Source organism: Deltaproteobacteria bacterium (assembly GCA_016178705.1).
GTDB lineage: Bacteria > Desulfobacterota > Binatia > HRBIN30 > JACQVA1 > JACOST01.
The window spans coordinates 177,690-195,755 of record JACOST010000031.1 but is presented as its reverse complement, the minus strand read 5'-3'; the positions used below and the strand labels follow the sequence as shown (position 1 = coordinate 195,755).

Here is an 18,066-nt window from a genome sequence, read left to right as displayed (position 1 = left end):
TCCGAGTCTAGGGCCAGCCCCACGAAGCGTCAACCGCCGACGATCATGACGGTGGTGTCACTCGACCAAAGGGTGCGCCCAAGCGCTCGATCAATGCGGGGGCGCCCGGCAACTTCGGCCCCGGGCGGATCACCTGGTCTCTCGCCTTGCCGGGCGGAATGACAACCAAACCGAGTTCCGCGTAGCGATTGAGCGCATTTTCGATCGTGACGACCGAGTTCGCCTCGCTCTTGTGCACTTCGCCGAGCAGGACGCTGGTCTCGAAACGCTTGCGGATCATCTGCACCAACTGTTTGCGCGACTGCCCCTTGGCCGGCAGCTCCCGCACGGTCGCCGCCACGACCCAGTACGACTCGCGGAAATTCTCGAGTGCCCCGAGCAGCGGCGAAACCAACGGGTGCTGTCGGTTCAGTGCGTGAGCATCACTGCTGGTCACTACTCCATCGGCACGAAAATATTCCAGCAGGCGGCCGAGGTCGGCCGCCATTGCTTCGCGCTCCGGCAACGGGAACTCCCAGCGGAATAGATCGAGCCACCAGGCCACCTCGTCTTTGACCGCGCTGCCCCGGCAGCCGACCGCCAGGCTGTGGGCGAGCAACGCGGGCAACAGGAAGAAATGAATCGAGTTGTTCTTGTAGAAGTCGAGGTTCATGCGCTTGTCGGCCGGAACATGAATGACGCCCCCGTGCTCACCCGGCAGGCGCTGCACCAACCCACCCGACTCCATGAAGACGATGCTCTCTTTGAAGTCCGCCCCGCAATTGCGGTCGAGCGATGCCGTGAAGCGCACGCCGATGAGGCGCAGCAACCCCACCAATGCCTGGGCGGCCGCCACGAAGTCCGGGCGCCGCAGTGCTGGCTGCAGCGCGCTCAGCAGTACGGTCGCCGATACCGACGTCGCGCCGGCGACCTCAACCCGGTTCACCTCGCGCAGCAATTGAAAGCCCAACTTCTGCGTGAAGCGGCGCTTCTCCTCTACGATCGCGGGATCGTCCTCGCTGCTGCGCCAGCGCTCCGTGCGATCCGCCAACGCGTCGTTGAGCGAGATCGGCGGCGCAAAGGTCACGTACACCGTGCCGTACTTTTGCCGCAACACCGACCGCGCCTTGAGCAGGCCCCACAAGGTCTCCTTCGGCTTCTCTTCCCCCGTCAACTCGCGCTTGTACGATTCCTCTTCGACGATCCGGCCATAGTGAATCGACACCGGCACGAGATAGAGGTCGCGCCGCACACCGCCGACAAAGGCGTTGACGATCGCGGACAGCATGCCCAGCTTCGGCGTGAGAATCTTTCCCGTGCGACTGCGGCCACCTTCGATGAAGAACTCTTGCGTGTACCCCTCGCGAATCAAAAACGTCAGGTAGTTTCGGAACACGATCTTGTACAGCGGATTGCCGTCGAAGCTGCGCCGAATGAAGTACGCGCCGGCACCGCGGAACATCGGCCCCAGCGGCCAAAACGACAAGTTGATGCCCGCCGCGATGTGCGGCGGGCTGAGATAGTTGGCGTGGAAGATGTACGACAGAATCAGATAATCGAAGTGGCTGCGGTGGCACGGCACGAGGACGATCGGGTGCTCCTTGACGCACTCGATCACCTTGTCGAGGCCGGCGTACTCGAAGCCCTGAAAGACGCGCGGCCAGATGCGCGTCACGAGAAATGCCACCACGGCAAAGTACGAACCGTGAAAGTTCGCCGCGATCTCATCAAAGTACTTCTCGGCCGTGCGCCACACTTCCGATTCCGGCAGCTGTCGCTCGCGCGCGACGGCGCGCACCGTGGCTGCGAGATCCGCCCCCTGCAACACCAACTGCCGCACCTGCCGCTTCGGCAACAGCGTCGGCCCCCACACCACTCGCTCTTCACGGTACAAGAAGATCTGCAGCGCACGCGCCAACCGCCGCACGATGCGTTCCTCGCTCTCTCCCTGGTACTGCGCACTGAACTCGCGCAGCTGCACCTCCTTGCCGGGGCTCACTGACGTGTCGCGCGCATTCCACAACAACGACACGAACCGCTTCACGTCGCCCGGTGCTTCTTGCAAGCTATAGACGAGCGTCGCCAGCCGCGACTCCTTGCGGCGATACCCGCGTCCGCGCAAGACCGCCATCGGCACCAAGAACACTTCCCTCTCCACGCGTGGCATGACGTGGAGGATCTCGCGCAAGTAGTCCGAACCGGAGCGCCAACGGCTGCGGGTCACCGCGCCGCGCCTTCCGGCGAGGAAGTGTACCCCCGAGGCGCGACTGCGCATAAAAATCAGAACCGGCCTCCCCTGCCCCACCAACCGCTGGCAGCGATCGCGATCCTCGAAAGTGCGCACCTCGCGTCCGAAGGCCTGCAGCGCCCGCGCGCGCCGCCACAGCGTCACGACGATTTCATGGAGCGGACGCATGATCAGCGACGGGATGTCGTTGACAAACTCCGGAAGCGGCAGCCCCTCGCGCAATAAAATGAACAGCACGAGCAGGTAGTCGACCAACGAGCGATACCGCATCACGTAGACGACCGTCCCGCGCGCCGCCAAGTCGCGCACACGCGTCACCGCGTCCGGGTCCATCCGCACCTCGGACAGGAAGAGACGACAGAGAAAGTGCGGTAGCCATCCCAACCGCATCGGGGTACTGGGCTGGGCACGCCCCGGCAGCCGGCCTACTGCAGCCGCGTCATTCACGATCGCATCCTCATCCGCGTCGACATTAGCAACAAGCTCGCATCAGAGAAACTCGCGCCAGCCCCGCCGCTCCAATTCGGCCACCACCCGCCGAACGTCCTGCGCCCGACTGGTGGGGCAAATGAGCAACGCGTCGCCGGCGTCCACCACCACCAGATCGCGCACACCGAGCAGTGCGATGACCTTCTTGCCGCGCGCGTTGCCGTACACCGTGCTGTTGGCCGTATCGAGCAAGAGGGCTTTGCCTCGCGCGGCGTTGCCATCGCGGTCAGATCCCCAGAGCCCGGCCAATGCCGCCCAACTCCCGACATCGCTCCAACCAAAGTCGGCAGCGACCACGGCCACCACCAAATCGCGCGCCCTCGCAGCCGGCTCCATCACCGCCACATCGATCGATAGCGACGGCAGCCCGCGGTAGAGCTTCGCCGGAATGCGCGGGCTCGCCTGCGGTAACTGCGCCATCGCCGCCGCAATGTCCGGCCGATACCGCGACAACGCCGCGCGGATCGCCGCCGTCGGCCACACGAAGATTCCGGCATTCCACAGGTACTTGCCCGACGCCACAAACCGGCGGGCGCGCACCCGATCTGGTTTCTCCTTGAACTCGGCGACGCCTGCCGCCATCGGCGCGCGCCTGTCCATCGCTGTGCCGACTCTGATGTAGCCGTAGCCGGTCTCCGGATGACTGGGTCGCACGCCGAGCGTGACCAACGCATCGTTGCGCTCGGCCACGTCGAACGCGCGCGCTAGTGCGCGGCGAAACCGCTGCGGCTGCGTGATCGCGTGGTCCGCCGGTAACACCGCCATCGACGAACCGGGTGCGCGGCGGTGAATCCATTCTGCCGCCACGGCGATGCACGGCGCCGTGTTGCGGCCAAAGGGCTCGATCAACACGTTGGCCGCCGGCAGGCGCGGTAGCTGTTGCCGCACCGCCGCGGCATGCTCGGCGCCGGTAACCACGACGATCCGTTGCGGCGGAATCAGCGCCGCCAGCCGCCCAGCGGTCTCCTGCAACATCGTGCACGCGCCGGCAATCGGCAGCAGTTGCTTCGGGCGCGCGCGTCGGCTCAGCGGCCAGAAACGTGTGCCCGATCCACCCGCCATGATCACCGCAAAACGGGTCGGCGAACTCTTCCGTGAAGCCTTCGGCATGGCGTGGAATGATTCGGGATGCCGGCGCGGAAAGCAAGCGGACTTTGAAACTGCCACGCAACCCCGATAGACAGCGAACGGTCATGTGCACCGTTGATTGGCTCGCGGCAGCAATCGCCGTCGTCTTCGCTGCCGCGGTGCTGTTCAACAGCGTTGCCTACATCCAGCGCTGGTGGACTCACGTGCCGAGCTGCGAGGACGACGAGCCGCTGGGCATTCTCGATGCCGTCGCTGCGTTCGTGGTCGAGTGTCTGTCTCTTGCGGTGCTAGTTGTCGTCTCGCCGCTCGGCTGGTTGGTGCGCCACCAAACGGCGGCACCAGGCAACGGGCAGGCGATCGTGCTTGCACACGGCTGGGGACTCAACGCCGGCTCGCTGTGGCTGTTACGGCGCCGCCTTGCCCGTGCGGGCTTCGGCCCAATCGTGATCTTCACCTACCGGACGCGCGGGATCGAGATCGAGCCCGCCGCTGAGCGCCTGCGCGATCAGTTGGCGAGCGTACACGCGACACACCCGGGACCGATCACGATCATCGGCCATAGCCTCGGCGGTCTTGTCGCCCGCTATTGCCTGCGCCGCTACCCGGTGCCTGGCGTGCAGCGACTGGTGACCATCGGCACACCCCATCACGGCACGATCGCCGCGCGTGTTGGACTCGGGACCAAGCAACTGCTGCCGGATGCGCCGCTGATCGTGAAACTCAACGCCGCCGACCACGTCCCTCAGCAGTTCGAAGTAATATCGATCTCATCACCGTTCGATGCGCTAGTCATTCCGCATCGCAACGCCGACTACCCGGGCGCGTGCAACATCGAGATCCGCGCAGTCGGTCACAACGCGTTGTTGTTTTCCCGTCGCGTCGTCAAGCTGATTGAAGAACAGCTCCGCGCTTCGGCGCAACCGGCGCCGCGCTTTTGAAGTCGGTCTGGAAACGCGCATCCAAATCGGCGACTATGACTGCGTCTGGAGGGACCACAATGGAGGCTGCCCAGCAATCTGGCGCGACAAGCGCAGAGTATCGCATCTCCACACTCAACGGTCGGACGCTCCCGCTGGTAATTGAGCCCATCGAGGATCGCTCGGTGGCGCACCTCTCCGACTGGTTGCATGCGCGGGCCGACTGGGTGCAAACCCACCTCGTGCGCCACGGTGCGATTCTGTTTCGGGGGTTCGAGGTGCGCGACGCACCGGCCTTCGAGGGCGTGGCGCGCACGATCGACAACGACCTCAAGAACAAATACCTCGGCACCTCGCCGCGCGACGCGATTACCGACTACGTCTTCTCGGCAAGCGAACTGCCTGGGTACTATCCGATCCCACAACACTGCGAGATGACGTTTACCGCCAATCCGCCTCGGCGCATCTTTTTCTGCTGCCTCCTCGAGCCCGCCACCGGCTGTGGCGAGACGCCACTGGTCGATTTCTGCGCCGTCTATCACGACCTCGACCCCAGCGTTCGCGAGCGCTTCGAACGCGGCGGCGTGCGCATCGTGCGCAACTACAGTGGGCCTCGGGGTGGTGGCACCTTCGATTTCTTTCAGCTCAAGCGCTGGGACGAGATGTTCCAGACCACCGATCACGCCGCGGTTGAAGCGCAGTGTCGCGACGAGGGGTTCACCCCGCAGTGGGGCCCAAAGGACAGTCTGCGTTTGATCAGCACCCACCCGGTAACCCGCGAGCATCCGATCAGCGGCGAGCAGGTTTGGCACAATCACATGCAGGTCTTTCACTTGTCCGCGGCATCGGGCGAGTATCGGCGCATCTACGCGCTGCGCCCGACGTTGCGACACTGGTTAGTGTGGCAGTTCACCCGGGTGATGGTGCACACCAATCGCGCCCTGCGCGCGGCCGACGAACAATCGATGCACTGCACCTACGCCGACGGGAGCGAGATTCCCGATGCCGACATGGAGCATCTACGCGATGTCATCTGGCGGCATCTCGTCATCAATCCCTGGCAGCGCGGCGACGTAGTCGCCATCGACAACTACGCCGTGGCGCACGGCCGCCTGCCGTATCAGGGTCCGCGCCAGATCGCCGTCTGCTGGGCGTAGCGGCGCAGCCGCGGCGAGGCGACGCGTTCTGTTACTGGCGTCGCCTACGGCTTGCAGACCAAGGTCAGGCCATCAAGGTCGATCATCACGGGGATCGGGGACGTGTCTTGCGCCCGCGTGATCGTGCGCAACAGTACGCGGCCGAGGAACTGACGCGTCCCGACGATACGCAACGGCACCCGGATCGCAAATACGTCCGTGCACACGTCGGTCCGGTACGAATCGATCGGCAGCGACAGCGTGTCGCCAGTGTTCGGGTCGCGGAACTGCCGCAGCGCCTGGTACAGGCTCGTGTAGTTCATGGGGTCGCGGCTCGCGATCGGCAGCACGATGTCGATGCCACCGAAGCGCACGTCGAGTCCGGCCCGCACGCCCTGCGGCGTACAGCTCGAGAGCTGGGGGTCGAGGTTGTTCACGCAGACCGCGACGCGAAACTCGCAGGCCAATGGATCGCTGCCCAGATCACAGGTGGCATCGCCGTTCCGGCAGGTTTGAGTGCTATTGAGCCGCCCGTTGCGATCGAGTCGGGGCACGTTGTTCGGATTGACGACGGAGAACTCCAGCAGGCACGCCCGTGCATTGGTCGTCTTTGCACCAACACCGTTGCCCGGGATGAGTTCGTAGCGGCAGTTCGCCGCGCAGCCATCGTTGCCATTCGCATTGCCGTCGTCGCACTGCTCGCCGAGCCGCAGCAAACCATCGCCGCAGGCGGTACACGCGTTGGTGCAGCCGTCGAAGTCGTTGCGGTTGCCATCGTCACACTGCTCGCTGCCACTGACGATGCCGTCGCCGCAGACCGTGCAGTCGTTGGTGCAACCGTCGGCGGGATTAGAGTTGCCGTCGTCGCATTGTTCGGGCGGCACGACGCGGCCATTGCCGCAACGCGGTAGCGTGCAGTTCGCATCGCAGCCGTCGCCATCGATGCGATTGCCGTCGTCGCATTCTTCGTTGCCGGCACGGACACCATTGCCACAGCCGGCCGGGATAGTTTGCGTCGTAGTTGGCGTTCCGGACGCCGTTGCGGTGGTTGTCGCTGTCAAGGTTGCGGCGGCATTCACGGTCGGTGTCGGGCTCTTCGTGCCCGTAGCCGTCGGCGAGCCGGTCGCCGTGGCTGTGTTGGTGAGCGTCTTCGTCGGTGCTGTGGTCGTCGTGTTGCTGGGCAGCGTACCGGGTACTGTCGCGCTCGGCACAGGGCTTTGCGAGGGGGTGGGGATACTCGTGAGTGTCTTCGTCGGTGCTGCGGTCGTCGTGTTGGTGGGCAGTGTGCCGGGTACGGTCACGGCGGGGGTAACGCTGGCCGTCGGTCCAGTCGGCGTCACGGTTCCCGTTGCTGCCGCCGTGGGTGGCCCGCCGGTTGCGGTCACGGTTGGCGTTAGAGCGAGGGTGGCCGTCGGTTCGGTCGGCGTGACGGTTGCATCGGCCCGCACGCAAACGGCTGCGACTGCGACACCTAACGGAAAACTACCAACCGGAATCGTTGCGGAGACCGTGTTCGTTGCCGTGTCGACAACGGAGACCGTGTCAGACACACGGTTCGTCACGTACGCCGCCGATCCATCAGGAGTAAAAGCTACAAACGCCGGATACTGCCCAACCGGAATCGTAGCAATCACCGTGCTGGCTGCCGTGTCGATCACTGAGACAGTCCCAGACGACTGCCCGTTTGCCACGTAGGCGATCGCTCCGTTCGGACTGAACGCGACACCGAGCGGGTCGACGCCGACAGGTATCGTCCCGACGACGGACTTGGTTCCGGTGTCGATGACCGTCACGGTTGCGGCCGCGTTGGCATTGGTCGCGTAGGCCCTGGAACCGTCGGGACTGATTGCGATGCCGACGACGTCGACACCGGCCGGGATAGTCGCGGTGACGGTGTTCGACGCCGTGTCGACTACGCGAACGTTCGAGAATCCCGAGGTCCCTTCGGTTACATATGCCGAAGCGCCGTCGGGCGTGATCGCGATGTCATACATGGGGAACACCGGTGTCGTTGCCACCACACCGTTCGTGGCGGTGTCCAAAACGAAAACGCCGCTCGATGTCGTGGTCACGTAGGCGCGTGCGCCGTCAGGTGTGATTGCTACCATGTGCGAACCGTTTCCAAACCCAACCGTCGCTGCCAAGAAATTTGTGCTCGTGTTGATCACGGACATGCCAGCAGAGACCTGATTCGCGACATACACGAGGGCTGCGTTTGGCCCGACGGCAACGCCCTCCGGGTTTGATCCGACGGTGACGGTCGCTACCACGCTGTTCGTCATTGTGTTGATGACAGAAACAGTGCCCGACTGGCCGTTCGTCACATACGCGGCGACTGTGTTGGGGGCTTCGATCTGACAGGTCGACGAGCAACAGTCGCCGCTGGTAGTGTTCCCGTCGTCGCACTCCTCGCTGCCGCGGAGGAGGCCGTCTCCGCAGATCGGCGTGCACACTGACGGCTGGCCACTGCAGGACCAGCCGGTTTCTGTCACGCAGGTGGCGGAGCAACCGTCATCGCTTGCCGTGCTTCCATCATCACACTGCTCGCCGGTGTCGAGGATCCCATTGCCGCAAGCGCAGCAGGTCGGTGCACCGTTCATGAGGTAGCGCGCCAGCGCGTAGTTCCAGTAGGCCCCAGTCCGAGCGGCCCCCGCCGCAACGAGCCTGCCGTCCGGCTGAAGCAGCACGCTGCGGAACTCATCCGATGCATCCGGCTCGCTGCTGAGCATGGTCGTTACGATCCCGTTGCAGCCAAAGCTGCTGTCGAGATTTCCGTTCGAGTCGTACCGCACGAGGGCGGAATCGGCACCTGCAGCAGGTGATATGTGGCCCACGCCGACGAGCTTGCCGTCGGATTGTTCCACTATGGCCGATATCGAGCTGTGGCTGCTTGCGGTCGCCGTTGTGACCTCTCCCCCGACCCCGAACGCCGTATCGAGGCCGCCGTCCGAGTTGTAGCGGACAAGTGCGAATCGGTCGTAACCTCCAGAAAAAGAGCCTCCTGCCGCAACGAGTTTGCCGTCGGGCTGGCGCAGTAAGGCAGTTGCGATGTCCTCGTCGGTCCCTATCGGCGTGATCACCTTCCCTCCGCTACCAAAACTGCTGTCGAGACTCCCGTCTGAGTTATAGCGCGCGAGCGCAAACTTCTTGGCATTGTCGCCGCCGTACCCCGCTGCCACAAGCTTGCCATCTGGTTGGAGCAACAGGGCGTCCGCTCGGTCGTCGCCATCGCTGATTGAACTGATCACAATGCCATTGTTTCCGAAGCTCGTATCCAGACTGCCGTTCGGGTTGTAACGCACCAGAACAAAATCCGCGGGCCCCCCACGGTTGGTGAAGCCCGCCGCGACGAGCTTTCCATCGGATTGGAGCACCAGTGCGTTCGCTCCATCGCTGGTGGAGACACCAAGGGCCGCGCCGATATCGGTCCTTACGATTCCACCGTTGCCAAAGCTGGTATCGAGGGTCCCGGTTGACTCGTAACGCACCAACGCAATGTTCTTGAGATTATCCGGGCCGTCTTCTGCGCCCGCCGCGACTAGCTTGCCGTCGGGCTGCAACACAAGGGCACGCGGTTGCGCGCTTCCATCGAGAAAGGTCGTTACGATCCCGTCGTGTTCCACACTGTCGAAGGTTGTATCGAGACTGCCGTTGACGTTGTACCGAACGATCGTGAAGAGGAAGTGGAACTGGTTCTGGTCCGGCGCCCAGTCCCCTGCCGCAACGAGTTTGCCGTCTGGCTGAAGTACGACAGCATTGGCCTCGTCGTCGAAGCTGCCGAGTGCGGTGACCACCTTCCCTCCGCTGCCAAAGGTCGGATCGAGGATGCCGTTGCCGCAGGCGCCTTGGATGCACACACCGTTCATGCATCGCTCGCCCGCCGCGCAGGCTGGTCCGGCTCCGCAGGCGCAGGCGCCATTGGTACAGGTGTCCGCAAGCGCAGTGTCACAGGTGAGGCAAGAAGCTCCGCCAGCACCGCAGCTCGTTGGCGACGGGACTGTGCACGTACTTCCGGCGCAGCAGCCGTTCGGGCACGAGGTGTTGTCGCAGACGCAGCTCCCGCTCACGCAACGTTGACCCGCGATGCAGGCTGGATTGGTACCGCAGGTGCAGACGCTCGGGCTTCCGATGCAGGTATGGTCGGGTTCCACTGCACACGTCGCGCTGCAGCCGTCGTCGGGGTTGGTGTTGCCATCATCGCACTGCTCGACACCAGTGACGAAACCGTCGCCGCATATTGCGTTGCAGACACTCGGCGAGCCGGCGCAGGAGTAGCCCGTTTCGGTCGAACATGTCGCACTGCATCCATCTCCGTTCAGCGTGTTGCCGTCGTCGCACTGCTCTCCAAACTCGACGACACCGTTCCCGCAAACGGCCTGCGTCAACGCCGATCCGCAACCCGACTGCATCTGAAACGACGAACTCGAAGACGTCCCGCCCGCTTCCGGCGCCGGGGGTAGGCAGTCACTGAGTGAGAAGCTCGCCGAGTTCGATCGGCCGCCGCCGGTGTTCAGCGCCTCGCTGGTCATGCGGAAGCTCGCGCTCGACGACTGCGCCAACGCGGGCGGGGCGGGGACGAGCAACACGAAGCTGGCCAACTGCGCGACACGAACCAGCGTCTTCTTCATTGTCCGTCCCCCCTCAAGGGCCAAGCTGAAAGTGCGGCGCCGAAACGATGCATTACTGACTCCGAGCCAATCCCATCATCGACGCCCACCAGCCTGGCCGCCCTTCTCCGGGAGGGAAGGAACCTGACTACGACCCAGCGCGCACGGAACCGAAGAGGACCAAACCCATCTAACGGCCCGCCTATGAAACCCTGTTGCGCAGGGTCGCCCACGACACGCGGCTGACCGGATGCCGGGCTCCACGCCACCACGTTGTCCCTGGATGCGCATGGGCGAGAGGGACCCCTTCCTCTGGCGGGCCGAGAGTCGATTGACCACAACTCAGTTTATCCGCTCGACGAATCCGTGTGAGAAGGTGAACAAGTCGTTCACGCTCTGGTTGTTCAGCTGCGCGGTCAGCGTGAGTGTCTTGTCGACCGTGCTGTTCTCGGTCGCGCTGTTCGCCCTGTTTCCGGTCGCCGTCAGGTTGGCAGCGATGTTTGTATCGAAGCTCACGAGGTCGGCCGTCTTCGGCGTGGCCACGACGTTGATAGACATCTCTTGGGCGTTAGTCGCGCCGGAGGCGACAATGAAAGCCTCCACACGAAGGCTTCCGGAGCCACTGCCGCCGATCGTCCCGCCGCTGGCGTTGGCAATGTCGATGTCCAGCGAAGACGTCCCATAGTTAAGAACCAGTGTCAGCCTTTTGCTGTTCGACAGTCCGAAGCGGTCGAAGATTGCAACGACATGAATGATTTTGTCGCTACCGAGCGTCCCGCCCGGAACCGTGCCGGTCATACAGGTCGTGAGCGCGGTACTGCTCACGACGGCCTGGTCGGCCGTCGTCCGATAGATGAGGCCGTTGGCCCCCCCAGACATCGCGTATGCGGCGCTAACGATCCGCCGCCGCGGTGATAGCGCCTCACCATCCACCGTCACCTGCAAAAATCGTAGCGGCCCCGCCGCGTCCGACGGGCCGCCGGTGAACACGTTTGCCGGCAACGCGGTTACGCTCCCAAGCAAGACATTGAACACCCCATTCGTCACCGTGACCGTCTGCGTCTCGGCCCAGGCGCTTCCGATTGGCAGCTGATTCCCGGCGCTCTCGGCATCGTAAACCGCGAACTGCATCGTGAACGTTCCGTTCTTCGGAGCGCCAGCCGGATCGGTGAGCCGTCCCTGGTAGTTGAGCAGGTTCGGCACATCCGCAGCAACTGGAAGCGCGCATGTGGCCAACGCCACGATTCCTAAGAGTACATGCATTCTCTTCATGGCATCACCTCCCTGAAGTCGCGACTCGTGGCCGGCGTTCCGCAGTCGAATAGACGTATGCTTCACCAACCGACGAGACGCGCCTGCGGAAAACGTTCGAGCCAGTCATCGGAACCCCCTCCTACAACTGCAACGTCCCACAAGTGCAACGGGCGACGGACCGGACAAGCGTAACGGATAGATCAGCGCGAACGCATGCCGGCTAACATGATCCCTTACCGCAGGTCAAGAACAATCTCAGTGTGAATCTTCGCGGGGCTTGCCCGCAGCCCAAAGTTGAAAGTTCCAAAGTCGAAAGTAGCGGGCACAATTCTTCGCGCAGCGCGACGACCTTCGGAAGTAGTAGCTCAGTGTGGTGCGACCAACTCTATTTTGCTGGGCCCCGCGCCGCCCTCAAGAGGTCTCCTAGCACCGCTTGAAGCCCCAGTGTTGAAGCCCCAGTAGCGCGCGCGGGCGCGGGTGTGGTAAGCAGGAGTCCGTGACTCTCGCCGACCGATACGAGGAGTCGATCACACTTCCTCGCGCAGTTCGGTTCCCCGTCGAGTTGTTCCCACCTGCGGGCTTCGATGCCGACCGCCCGGAGACTTGGCCAAAGATCCCGGGGCGCCTGGAATACGTGAACGGGAAGCTACTCTTCATGCCACTGTGTGGAGACGTGCAGCAGGATGTGGTGACAGACACCGTCATCACCTTGGGTGCCTGGATTCGTGCTCATCGCGAGTTCGTCCTCGGTACCAACGAGGCGGGGATGCGTTTGCTCGGCTCCACCCGAGCCGCCGACGCGGCTATCTGGCGCCGCAGCGATCTCGGCAACTATCGCGGCGGCCTTCGCCGCGTGCCTCCGGTGCTCACCATCGAAGTCGCCGGCGCGGACGAGGCCGAAGATCTCCTGCGTGAAAAAGCACTCTGGTATCTCAACGCAGGGATCGAGGCTGTGTGGGTCGTGTTGCCGGAGCCGCGTGCCGTACTCGTCATCACAGCGAGTGGGGAGGCACGCTTCCATCTCGGCGATCAGCTACCGCCCATACCCAGTCTGCCTGGCCTCACACCGCAGGTCGGCGACTTCTTTACGCAGCTCTCCGCCTGAAGGCGCACTCAACCCTCTTGAGAGCGGAGCGGTGCTCCGCATTTCCGCCGCTTGCCCACGCTTGCCGGCGTCAAACAGGCCCGGCTGAAGGAGGCGGGCGGAACGCCCACCCCACCGAGGATTTCGCAATTCAAGAGAATCCCGGTAGCGCAGGCGGCGCGCCTGCGTCTTCAGAGTGCGATCCGACTGACCGCGATCTGCGCAATGCGACTCTACGATCGCCCCAAGCGCTCGCGCAGCCAGCTCAGCACGCGCCGCCGGTCTTCGCCGCCGACGAGCAACATAGCGACCGCATAGACGCCGATGCCGAGTGCCATCGCTGCCGCTAACGCCGCACACTTGTAGAGGAGCTGACCCGGTGTCAGCCAATCCACACGCGCCGCTAGCCAACGCACCGGTACGGTCATCACGACGGCCGCTAGACTGCTGCGCCCCAACGTCGTGAGTAGCGGTGCGAGACGCAGCCCCTCAATGCGCCGGCGCATCACCGTGACCAGCAGCACCACGTTCACCGTCGCCGCAATCGACGTTCCCAACGCGAGGCCGGCGTGCCGGAGATCTGCGAGGTTGAGTGTTCCGCTCAGACGCGCGAACAGGTCCGCAATCGCTGAGTCGCCGCGCGCCGCAACCGGACCCATGAGCATCAGACTCACCAGCAGGTTGACGAAGAAGACGAGTGCACCGATCAGCACCGGCGTGCGTGAGTCGTGCAACGCGTAGAAGGCCGGTGTCAGCAGCCGGACAACCGAGGCCGACCACAATCCCACCGTCAGCGCGCACAGCGCTTGCGCCGTGAGCGTGACCTCGCGCGGCCCGAAGGCCCCACGCTCAAACAGCACCGCCGTTATCGGTGTCGCCAGACACAACAGCCCGGCCGTCGCGGGCACCGCGATGAGCGTGCTCAAGCGGATCGCAAAACTCAGGCTGTCGCGCAGTTCGCCATACGCGCCGCGCGCCGCCTGGGTGGCGAAGCTTGGCAACGCGGCGGTTCCCAGCGCCACCGAGAACAGCCCGAGCGGAAACTCGAACACCCGGCTAGCGTACCAAAGATAGGAGACGCTGCCGCTCGGCAGCACCGACGCCATGATGGTGTTGACCACGAGATTGATCTGCAACACTGCGGTGCCGAACAGCGACGGCGTCATCAGCCGCAGTACTCGCCGGACCGCCGGATGCGCGGGATCCCACCGCGGCCACACGTTCACGCCGCGGCGGCGCAGCGGCACAACGTGCGCGAGCACTTGCAGCACGCCGCCGAGCAACACACCGCAAGCGAGCGAATAGACCGGAATGTGCAGGTGTGGACCGAGCACGAGCGCCGCACCGATGATTGCCAGATTGAGAAAGATGGAGGCGGCAGCCGGCGCGGCGAAGTGGCGATAGGTGTTGAGCAACGCGCCCAGCAACGCGGCGATCCCCACCAAGACGAGATACGGAAACACCAACCGGCTTAGCGCAACCGTCAATGCGAACTTTGCCGGATCGGCCGCGAACCCCGGCGCGAAGACCGCCGTGAGCATCGGCGCGACCACCATGCCGGACACCGCCAACAGCAGCAGCACAAGTACCAGCATCGTCCCGACTGCGCGCGCGGCGCGCGCGGTTTCCGCCGTGCCGCGGTTCGCGAGGTAGTCGCTGAACACCGGAATGAAGGCGACATTCGCCGCTCCCTCAGCTACCAGGCGACGCATCAGATTGGGCAAACGGAAGGCGACGAAGAATGCGTCGGCGGCGTTCCCAGTTCCAAAGACGTAGCCGATCACCGCGTCGCGAATCAGCCCGCCGATGCGACTGAGCATCGTCAACGCGCTCACCAAACCGGCGGCGCGCGCAATCTGCCGATTTTCACTCATGATCCTACCAGCGGGTTCGCCGCGAGCGGCTTGCCCATGCGCGGGGGGCGTGGTACACAAACCGCCACTTTTGCAAAGGGAGAAACGACTTGGCTACACGTCACAAATCGGCCATCAAGCGCCACCGGCAAAGCGTCAAGCGCGAAGAGCGCAACACCGCCATCCGTACGCGCGTGCGTCACATCGTACGTGAGACCCGCGAAGTCATCGCGGGCAAAGAGCCGGCACCGGCCGCGGAGCAGCTGCGCCTCGCGATCAAGGTGCTCTCCAAAGCTGCCTCCAAGGGCGTGCTGCACCGCAACAACGCTTCCCGGCGCATCGCGCGCCTGAGCAAGCAAGTCGCGGCGCTGAAGTCCTGATCGTTGCCGTCGTCAGGCCCAAGCGACGGCATCAAAATCCCTCGATCATTTGATCGTACGCATCGCGCACGGCCGCGGTGAGCAGCCGGTCGATCGCCAAGCGTTTCTCGGTCTCGGCGAATTGAATGTTGCTGATCTCCGGCAGGTCGGCGGCATTGAGTTGGCCACGCTGAAACTGCGATGAGCTGGTGATCTCCACGTTGGCCGAGGCGCTGTACTCTTCGATCTCACGCAAGCCGCGCACCTCCCACAACACCTCCCCATCGCGATGCCGCCGCAAGGTCAAGTCGAGCAGCAGCACCACTTGATACTGCAAGGCTTGATCGCTCGAATTGAACGACACCGGAAATGTCTCGAAGCGCCGGATCGTTCCCGTCAGCACCGCCTCGCCGCCCGCGGGATCATTGACCACGCCAACCATACCACGCCGCAGAATTTCCTCTTCGAAGGCGAAGGCGAGCCGCTTGTCGAGCGCAAATTCGCGGGAGCGGTTCTCGATCTTGCCGACGCTCACCGTGCGCACATCCGCCGGCAAGGAACTCGTGGTACCGGCCACGTGATAGCCGCATCCAGCCAGCAACAGGCAGAGCGCCGCCGCGACCCGCACGCTCACACCACCAGACTCACCAAGCGTCCGGGCACGACCACGCGGCGTTTGATGGGCTTGCCGGCGATGGCGGCGTGCACCCCGCTGTCGGCGAGCGCGGCGGCGATCACCACATCCTCCGCGTCGTCAGACGCGACCTGAATGCGGCCGCGCACCTTGCCGTTCACTTGCACCGCCAGTTCGACCACGGCATCGCGAGTCAGCGTGTCGTCGAATGCGGGCCAGCGGGCGTTGAAGACGCTCGTGCCGTGTCCCATGGCTTCCCACATCTCTTCGGCGATGTGGGGTGCAAACGGGGCCACCATCAGCACCAGCGCCTCACTCACCCAGCGGTTCGCCGGCCCGTGACGCTTCACATCGTTGAGCAAGGTCATCAGCGCGGCGATCGCCGTGTTGTAGCGCAGCGCTTCGACATCCTCGCCGACTTTGCGGATCGTCTTGTGGGTCGCTCGCAACAGTACCTCCGCCACGTCGCGCTCCGGCTCGTGCTCGCGCACCACGCGCCACACACCTTCGAGGAAGCGGCGCACGCCGGTGATGCCTTCGTCGCGAAAATCGCCGCCCTCTTGATAGGGTCCGAGAAACATCATGTAGAGCCGAAACACATCGGCGCCGTACTGCTCGATGTACGCATCCGGGGTCACGACGTTGCCACGCGACTTCGACATCTTGGCGCCGTCTTTGATGATCAGACCGTGGGCGCGGAACTGTTTGAAGGGCTCCTCGAACGGCAGCAGCCCAAGCTCGTGCAGCGCCATCGTCAAGAAGCGCGAGTAGAGCAGATGCAACACGGCGTGCTCATTGCCACCGATGTACATGTCGACCGGTAACCACTTGTTCGTCAGCGCGGGGTCGAACGCCACATCGTCACGCTGGGCCGACGGGTAGCGCAGGAAGTACCACGCGGAGTCGAGAAAGGTATCGGAGACATCGGTCTCGCGCCGCGCCAGTTGACCACATTGCGGGCAGGCGACGCGGTAGAACGTCTCGACCCGCGCCAGCGGCGCGACGCCACTCGCATCGGGACGGAAGTCTTCGACCGCGGGCAACAGAACCGGCAGGTCTTTCTCCGGCACCGGCACGATGCCGCACGCGTCGCAGTAAATCATCGGGATCGGTGGGCCCCAGTAGCGTTGGCGCGAGACGCACCAGTCGTGCAGCCGATACTGAATCCGCGCCGTGCCCTGCCCTTGCGCGTGCAGCCACTCGGTGATCGCGCGCTTGCCCTGCTCGGCGTCCATGCCGTCGAACCGCTCGCTGTTCACCAGGCGGCCGGGGCCATCGTAGGCTGCGGCCAGTGGAGTGTCGGCGCCCTCACCGTTGTTCGCGATCACGCGCTGAATGGGCAAACCAAACGCCTGCGCAAACTCGAAGTCGCGCTCGTCGTGCGCGGGCACGGCCATGATGGCGCCGGTGCCGTACTCGGCAAGCACGTAGTCGGCGATCCAAATCGGGATGCGTTGCTGCGTCGCCGGATTGATCGCGTCACTGCCGGTGAAGACGCCTGTCTTCTCCTTCACCGCACGGCGCGAGACCACGTCCAGCTTCGCGGTCCGCTCGCGGTACGCCATCACCGCCGCGCGCTGCTGCGGCGTCGTCAACGACTCCACCCAGGCGTGCTCGGGCGCCAGCACCATGTAGGTTGCGCCGAAGAGCGTATCGGGCCGGGTCGTGAACACGCGCAGTCGACGCGTCGGATCGTCGGCAAGCGCGAAGTCGATCTCGGCCCCCTCTGAGCGTCCGATCCAATTGCGCTGCGCCATCTTGGTGGTATCTGACCAATCGATCCAGTCGAGGTTGTCGAGCAGCCGTTGCGCGTACTGGGTGATCGCAAAGAACCACTGCTCGAGCAGCCGCTGCTCGACCCGAGTGTCGCCATGCCGTTCGCAAAAGCCGTCGATCACTTGCTCGTTCGCGAGCACTGTCTGACAGGCCGGGCACCAATTCACCGGCGCCTTCTTCCGCACCGCCAGCCCGTGCTTGTAGAGTTGCACGAAGATCCACTGCGTCCAGCGGTAGTACTCGGGCGAAGTGGTATCGACCTCGTGCTCCCAGTTCAGCATCAGTCCAACTCGGCGCACTTGGCGCCGGAAGTTGGCGACTGATCGTGGTGTGAGCTGTGCCGGATGCGCACCGAGTTTCAGGGCATAGTTCTCCGTATGAATCCCAAATGCATCGAAGCCGAAGGGTTCGAAGACATCGAAGCCTTGCAATCGTCGAAAGCGAGCGAAGATATCCACCCCAATGAAGGCGAATACGTTCCCGATGTGCAGCCCCTCGGCCGACGGGTAGGGAAACATCATCAACGTGTAGAACGGCCGCGGTGCGGTGCGCAGATCGACGCGGTTGGTGCCACGCTGCTCCCACCCCTTTTGCCACTTCGCCTCGACGGCGGCCGGTTCGTACTTCTCGTTCATTGCCGA

General features: G+C 64.0%; 11 protein-coding genes. 4 read left to right on the top strand and 7 right to left on the bottom strand.

Annotated elements, in window-relative coordinates:
- Positions 1-43 precede the first annotated feature (43 nt).
- Positions 44-2,674, bottom strand: coding sequence for a 1-acyl-sn-glycerol-3-phosphate acyltransferase (locus HYR72_24005; GenBank protein MBI1818056.1), 2,631 nt, complete (start codon positions 2,672-2,674; stop codon positions 44-46).
- A 42-nt stretch (positions 2,675-2,716) separates the two neighbouring features.
- Entirely contained in the window at positions 2,717-3,826 is a 1,110-nt protein-coding gene (locus tag HYR72_24000) for a mannose-1-phosphate guanylyltransferase (protein MBI1818055.1), read from the bottom strand.
- 83 nt (positions 3,827-3,909) lie between these two features.
- Here HYR72_24000 and HYR72_23995 point away from each other — a divergent pair, with 83 nt between their 5' ends.
- Together HYR72_23995 and HYR72_23990 are read left to right on the top strand one after the other, a co-directional pair.
- The gene (locus HYR72_23995) at positions 3,910-4,743 is read left to right on the top strand and encodes an alpha/beta fold hydrolase (GenBank protein MBI1818054.1); all 834 of its coding nucleotides are present in this window, start codon (positions 3,910-3,912) and stop codon (positions 4,741-4,743) included.
- A gap of 164 nt (positions 4,744-4,907) precedes the next feature.
- The gene (locus tag HYR72_23990; protein ID MBI1818053.1) at positions 4,908-5,879 is read left to right on the top strand and encodes a TauD/TfdA family dioxygenase; all 972 of its coding nucleotides are present in this window, start codon (positions 4,908-4,910) and stop codon (positions 5,877-5,879) included.
- A gap of 44 nt (positions 5,880-5,923) precedes the next feature.
- Here HYR72_23990 and HYR72_23985 read toward each other — a convergent pair whose 3' ends face one another.
- On the bottom strand, positions 5,924-10,486 hold the full coding sequence (locus HYR72_23985; protein MBI1818052.1) for a DUF4215 domain-containing protein: 4,563 nt from the start codon (positions 10,484-10,486) through the stop codon (positions 5,924-5,926).
- Between the two features lie 321 nt (positions 10,487-10,807).
- Complete coding sequence (locus HYR72_23980; protein ID MBI1818051.1) at positions 10,808-11,707, bottom strand: hypothetical protein; 900 nt, start codon at positions 11,705-11,707, stop codon at positions 10,808-10,810.
- A 667-nt stretch (positions 11,708-12,374) separates the two neighbouring features.
- Between HYR72_23980 and HYR72_23975 the strand changes: the two genes are divergently transcribed.
- Positions 12,375-12,824 (top strand): Uma2 family endonuclease, encoded by a 450-nt coding sequence (locus HYR72_23975; protein MBI1818050.1) that lies wholly within the window; start codon positions 12,375-12,377, stop codon positions 12,822-12,824.
- A 212-nt stretch (positions 12,825-13,036) separates the two neighbouring features.
- On the opposite strand, the gene murJ is transcribed toward HYR72_23975, so the two are convergent.
- Positions 13,037-14,677, bottom strand: a complete 1,641-nt coding sequence (gene murJ / locus HYR72_23970) for a murein biosynthesis integral membrane protein MurJ (GenBank protein ID MBI1818049.1) — start codon at positions 14,675-14,677, stop codon at positions 13,037-13,039.
- A gap of 89 nt (positions 14,678-14,766) precedes the next feature.
- Here murJ and rpsT point away from each other — a divergent pair, with 89 nt between their 5' ends.
- On the top strand, positions 14,767-15,036 hold the full coding sequence (gene rpsT / locus HYR72_23965) for a 30S ribosomal protein S20 (GenBank protein MBI1818048.1): 270 nt from the start codon (positions 14,767-14,769) through the stop codon (positions 15,034-15,036).
- Between the two features lie 31 nt (positions 15,037-15,067).
- Here the strand turns inward: rpsT and HYR72_23960 are convergent, their stop codons facing one another.
- On the bottom strand, positions 15,068-15,649 hold the full coding sequence (locus HYR72_23960; protein MBI1818047.1) for a hypothetical protein: 582 nt from the start codon (positions 15,647-15,649) through the stop codon (positions 15,068-15,070).
- Positions 15,646-18,060 (bottom strand): leucine--tRNA ligase, encoded by a 2,415-nt coding sequence (locus tag HYR72_23955; protein ID MBI1818046.1) that lies wholly within the window; start codon positions 18,058-18,060, stop codon positions 15,646-15,648. Before HYR72_23955 ends, HYR72_23960 begins: the two co-directional genes overlap by 4 nt.
- Positions 18,061-18,066 lie beyond the last annotated feature (6 nt).

Bases quoted from the DNA above. Each gene is read 5' to 3' on its own strand.
- HYR72_24000 (MBI1818055.1), bottom strand. From the start codon at position 3,826: ATGCCGAAGGCTTCACGGAAGAGTTCGCCGACCCGTTTTGCGGTGATC.
- HYR72_23995 (MBI1818054.1), top strand. From the start codon at position 3,910: ATGTGCACCGTTGATTGGCTCGCGGCAGCAATCGCCGTCGTCTTCGCT.
- HYR72_23985 (MBI1818052.1), bottom strand. From the start codon at position 10,486: ATGAAGAAGACGCTGGTTCGTGTCGCGCAGTTGGCCAGCTTCGTGTTG.
- HYR72_23975 (MBI1818050.1), top strand. From the start codon at position 12,375: ATGCCACTGTGTGGAGACGTGCAGCAGGATGTGGTGACAGACACCGTC.
- murJ (MBI1818049.1), bottom strand. From the start codon at position 14,677: ATGAGTGAAAATCGGCAGATTGCGCGCGCCGCCGGTTTGGTGAGCGCG.
- HYR72_23955 (MBI1818046.1), bottom strand. From the start codon at position 18,060: ATGAACGAGAAGTACGAACCGGCCGCCGTCGAGGCGAAGTGGCAAAAG.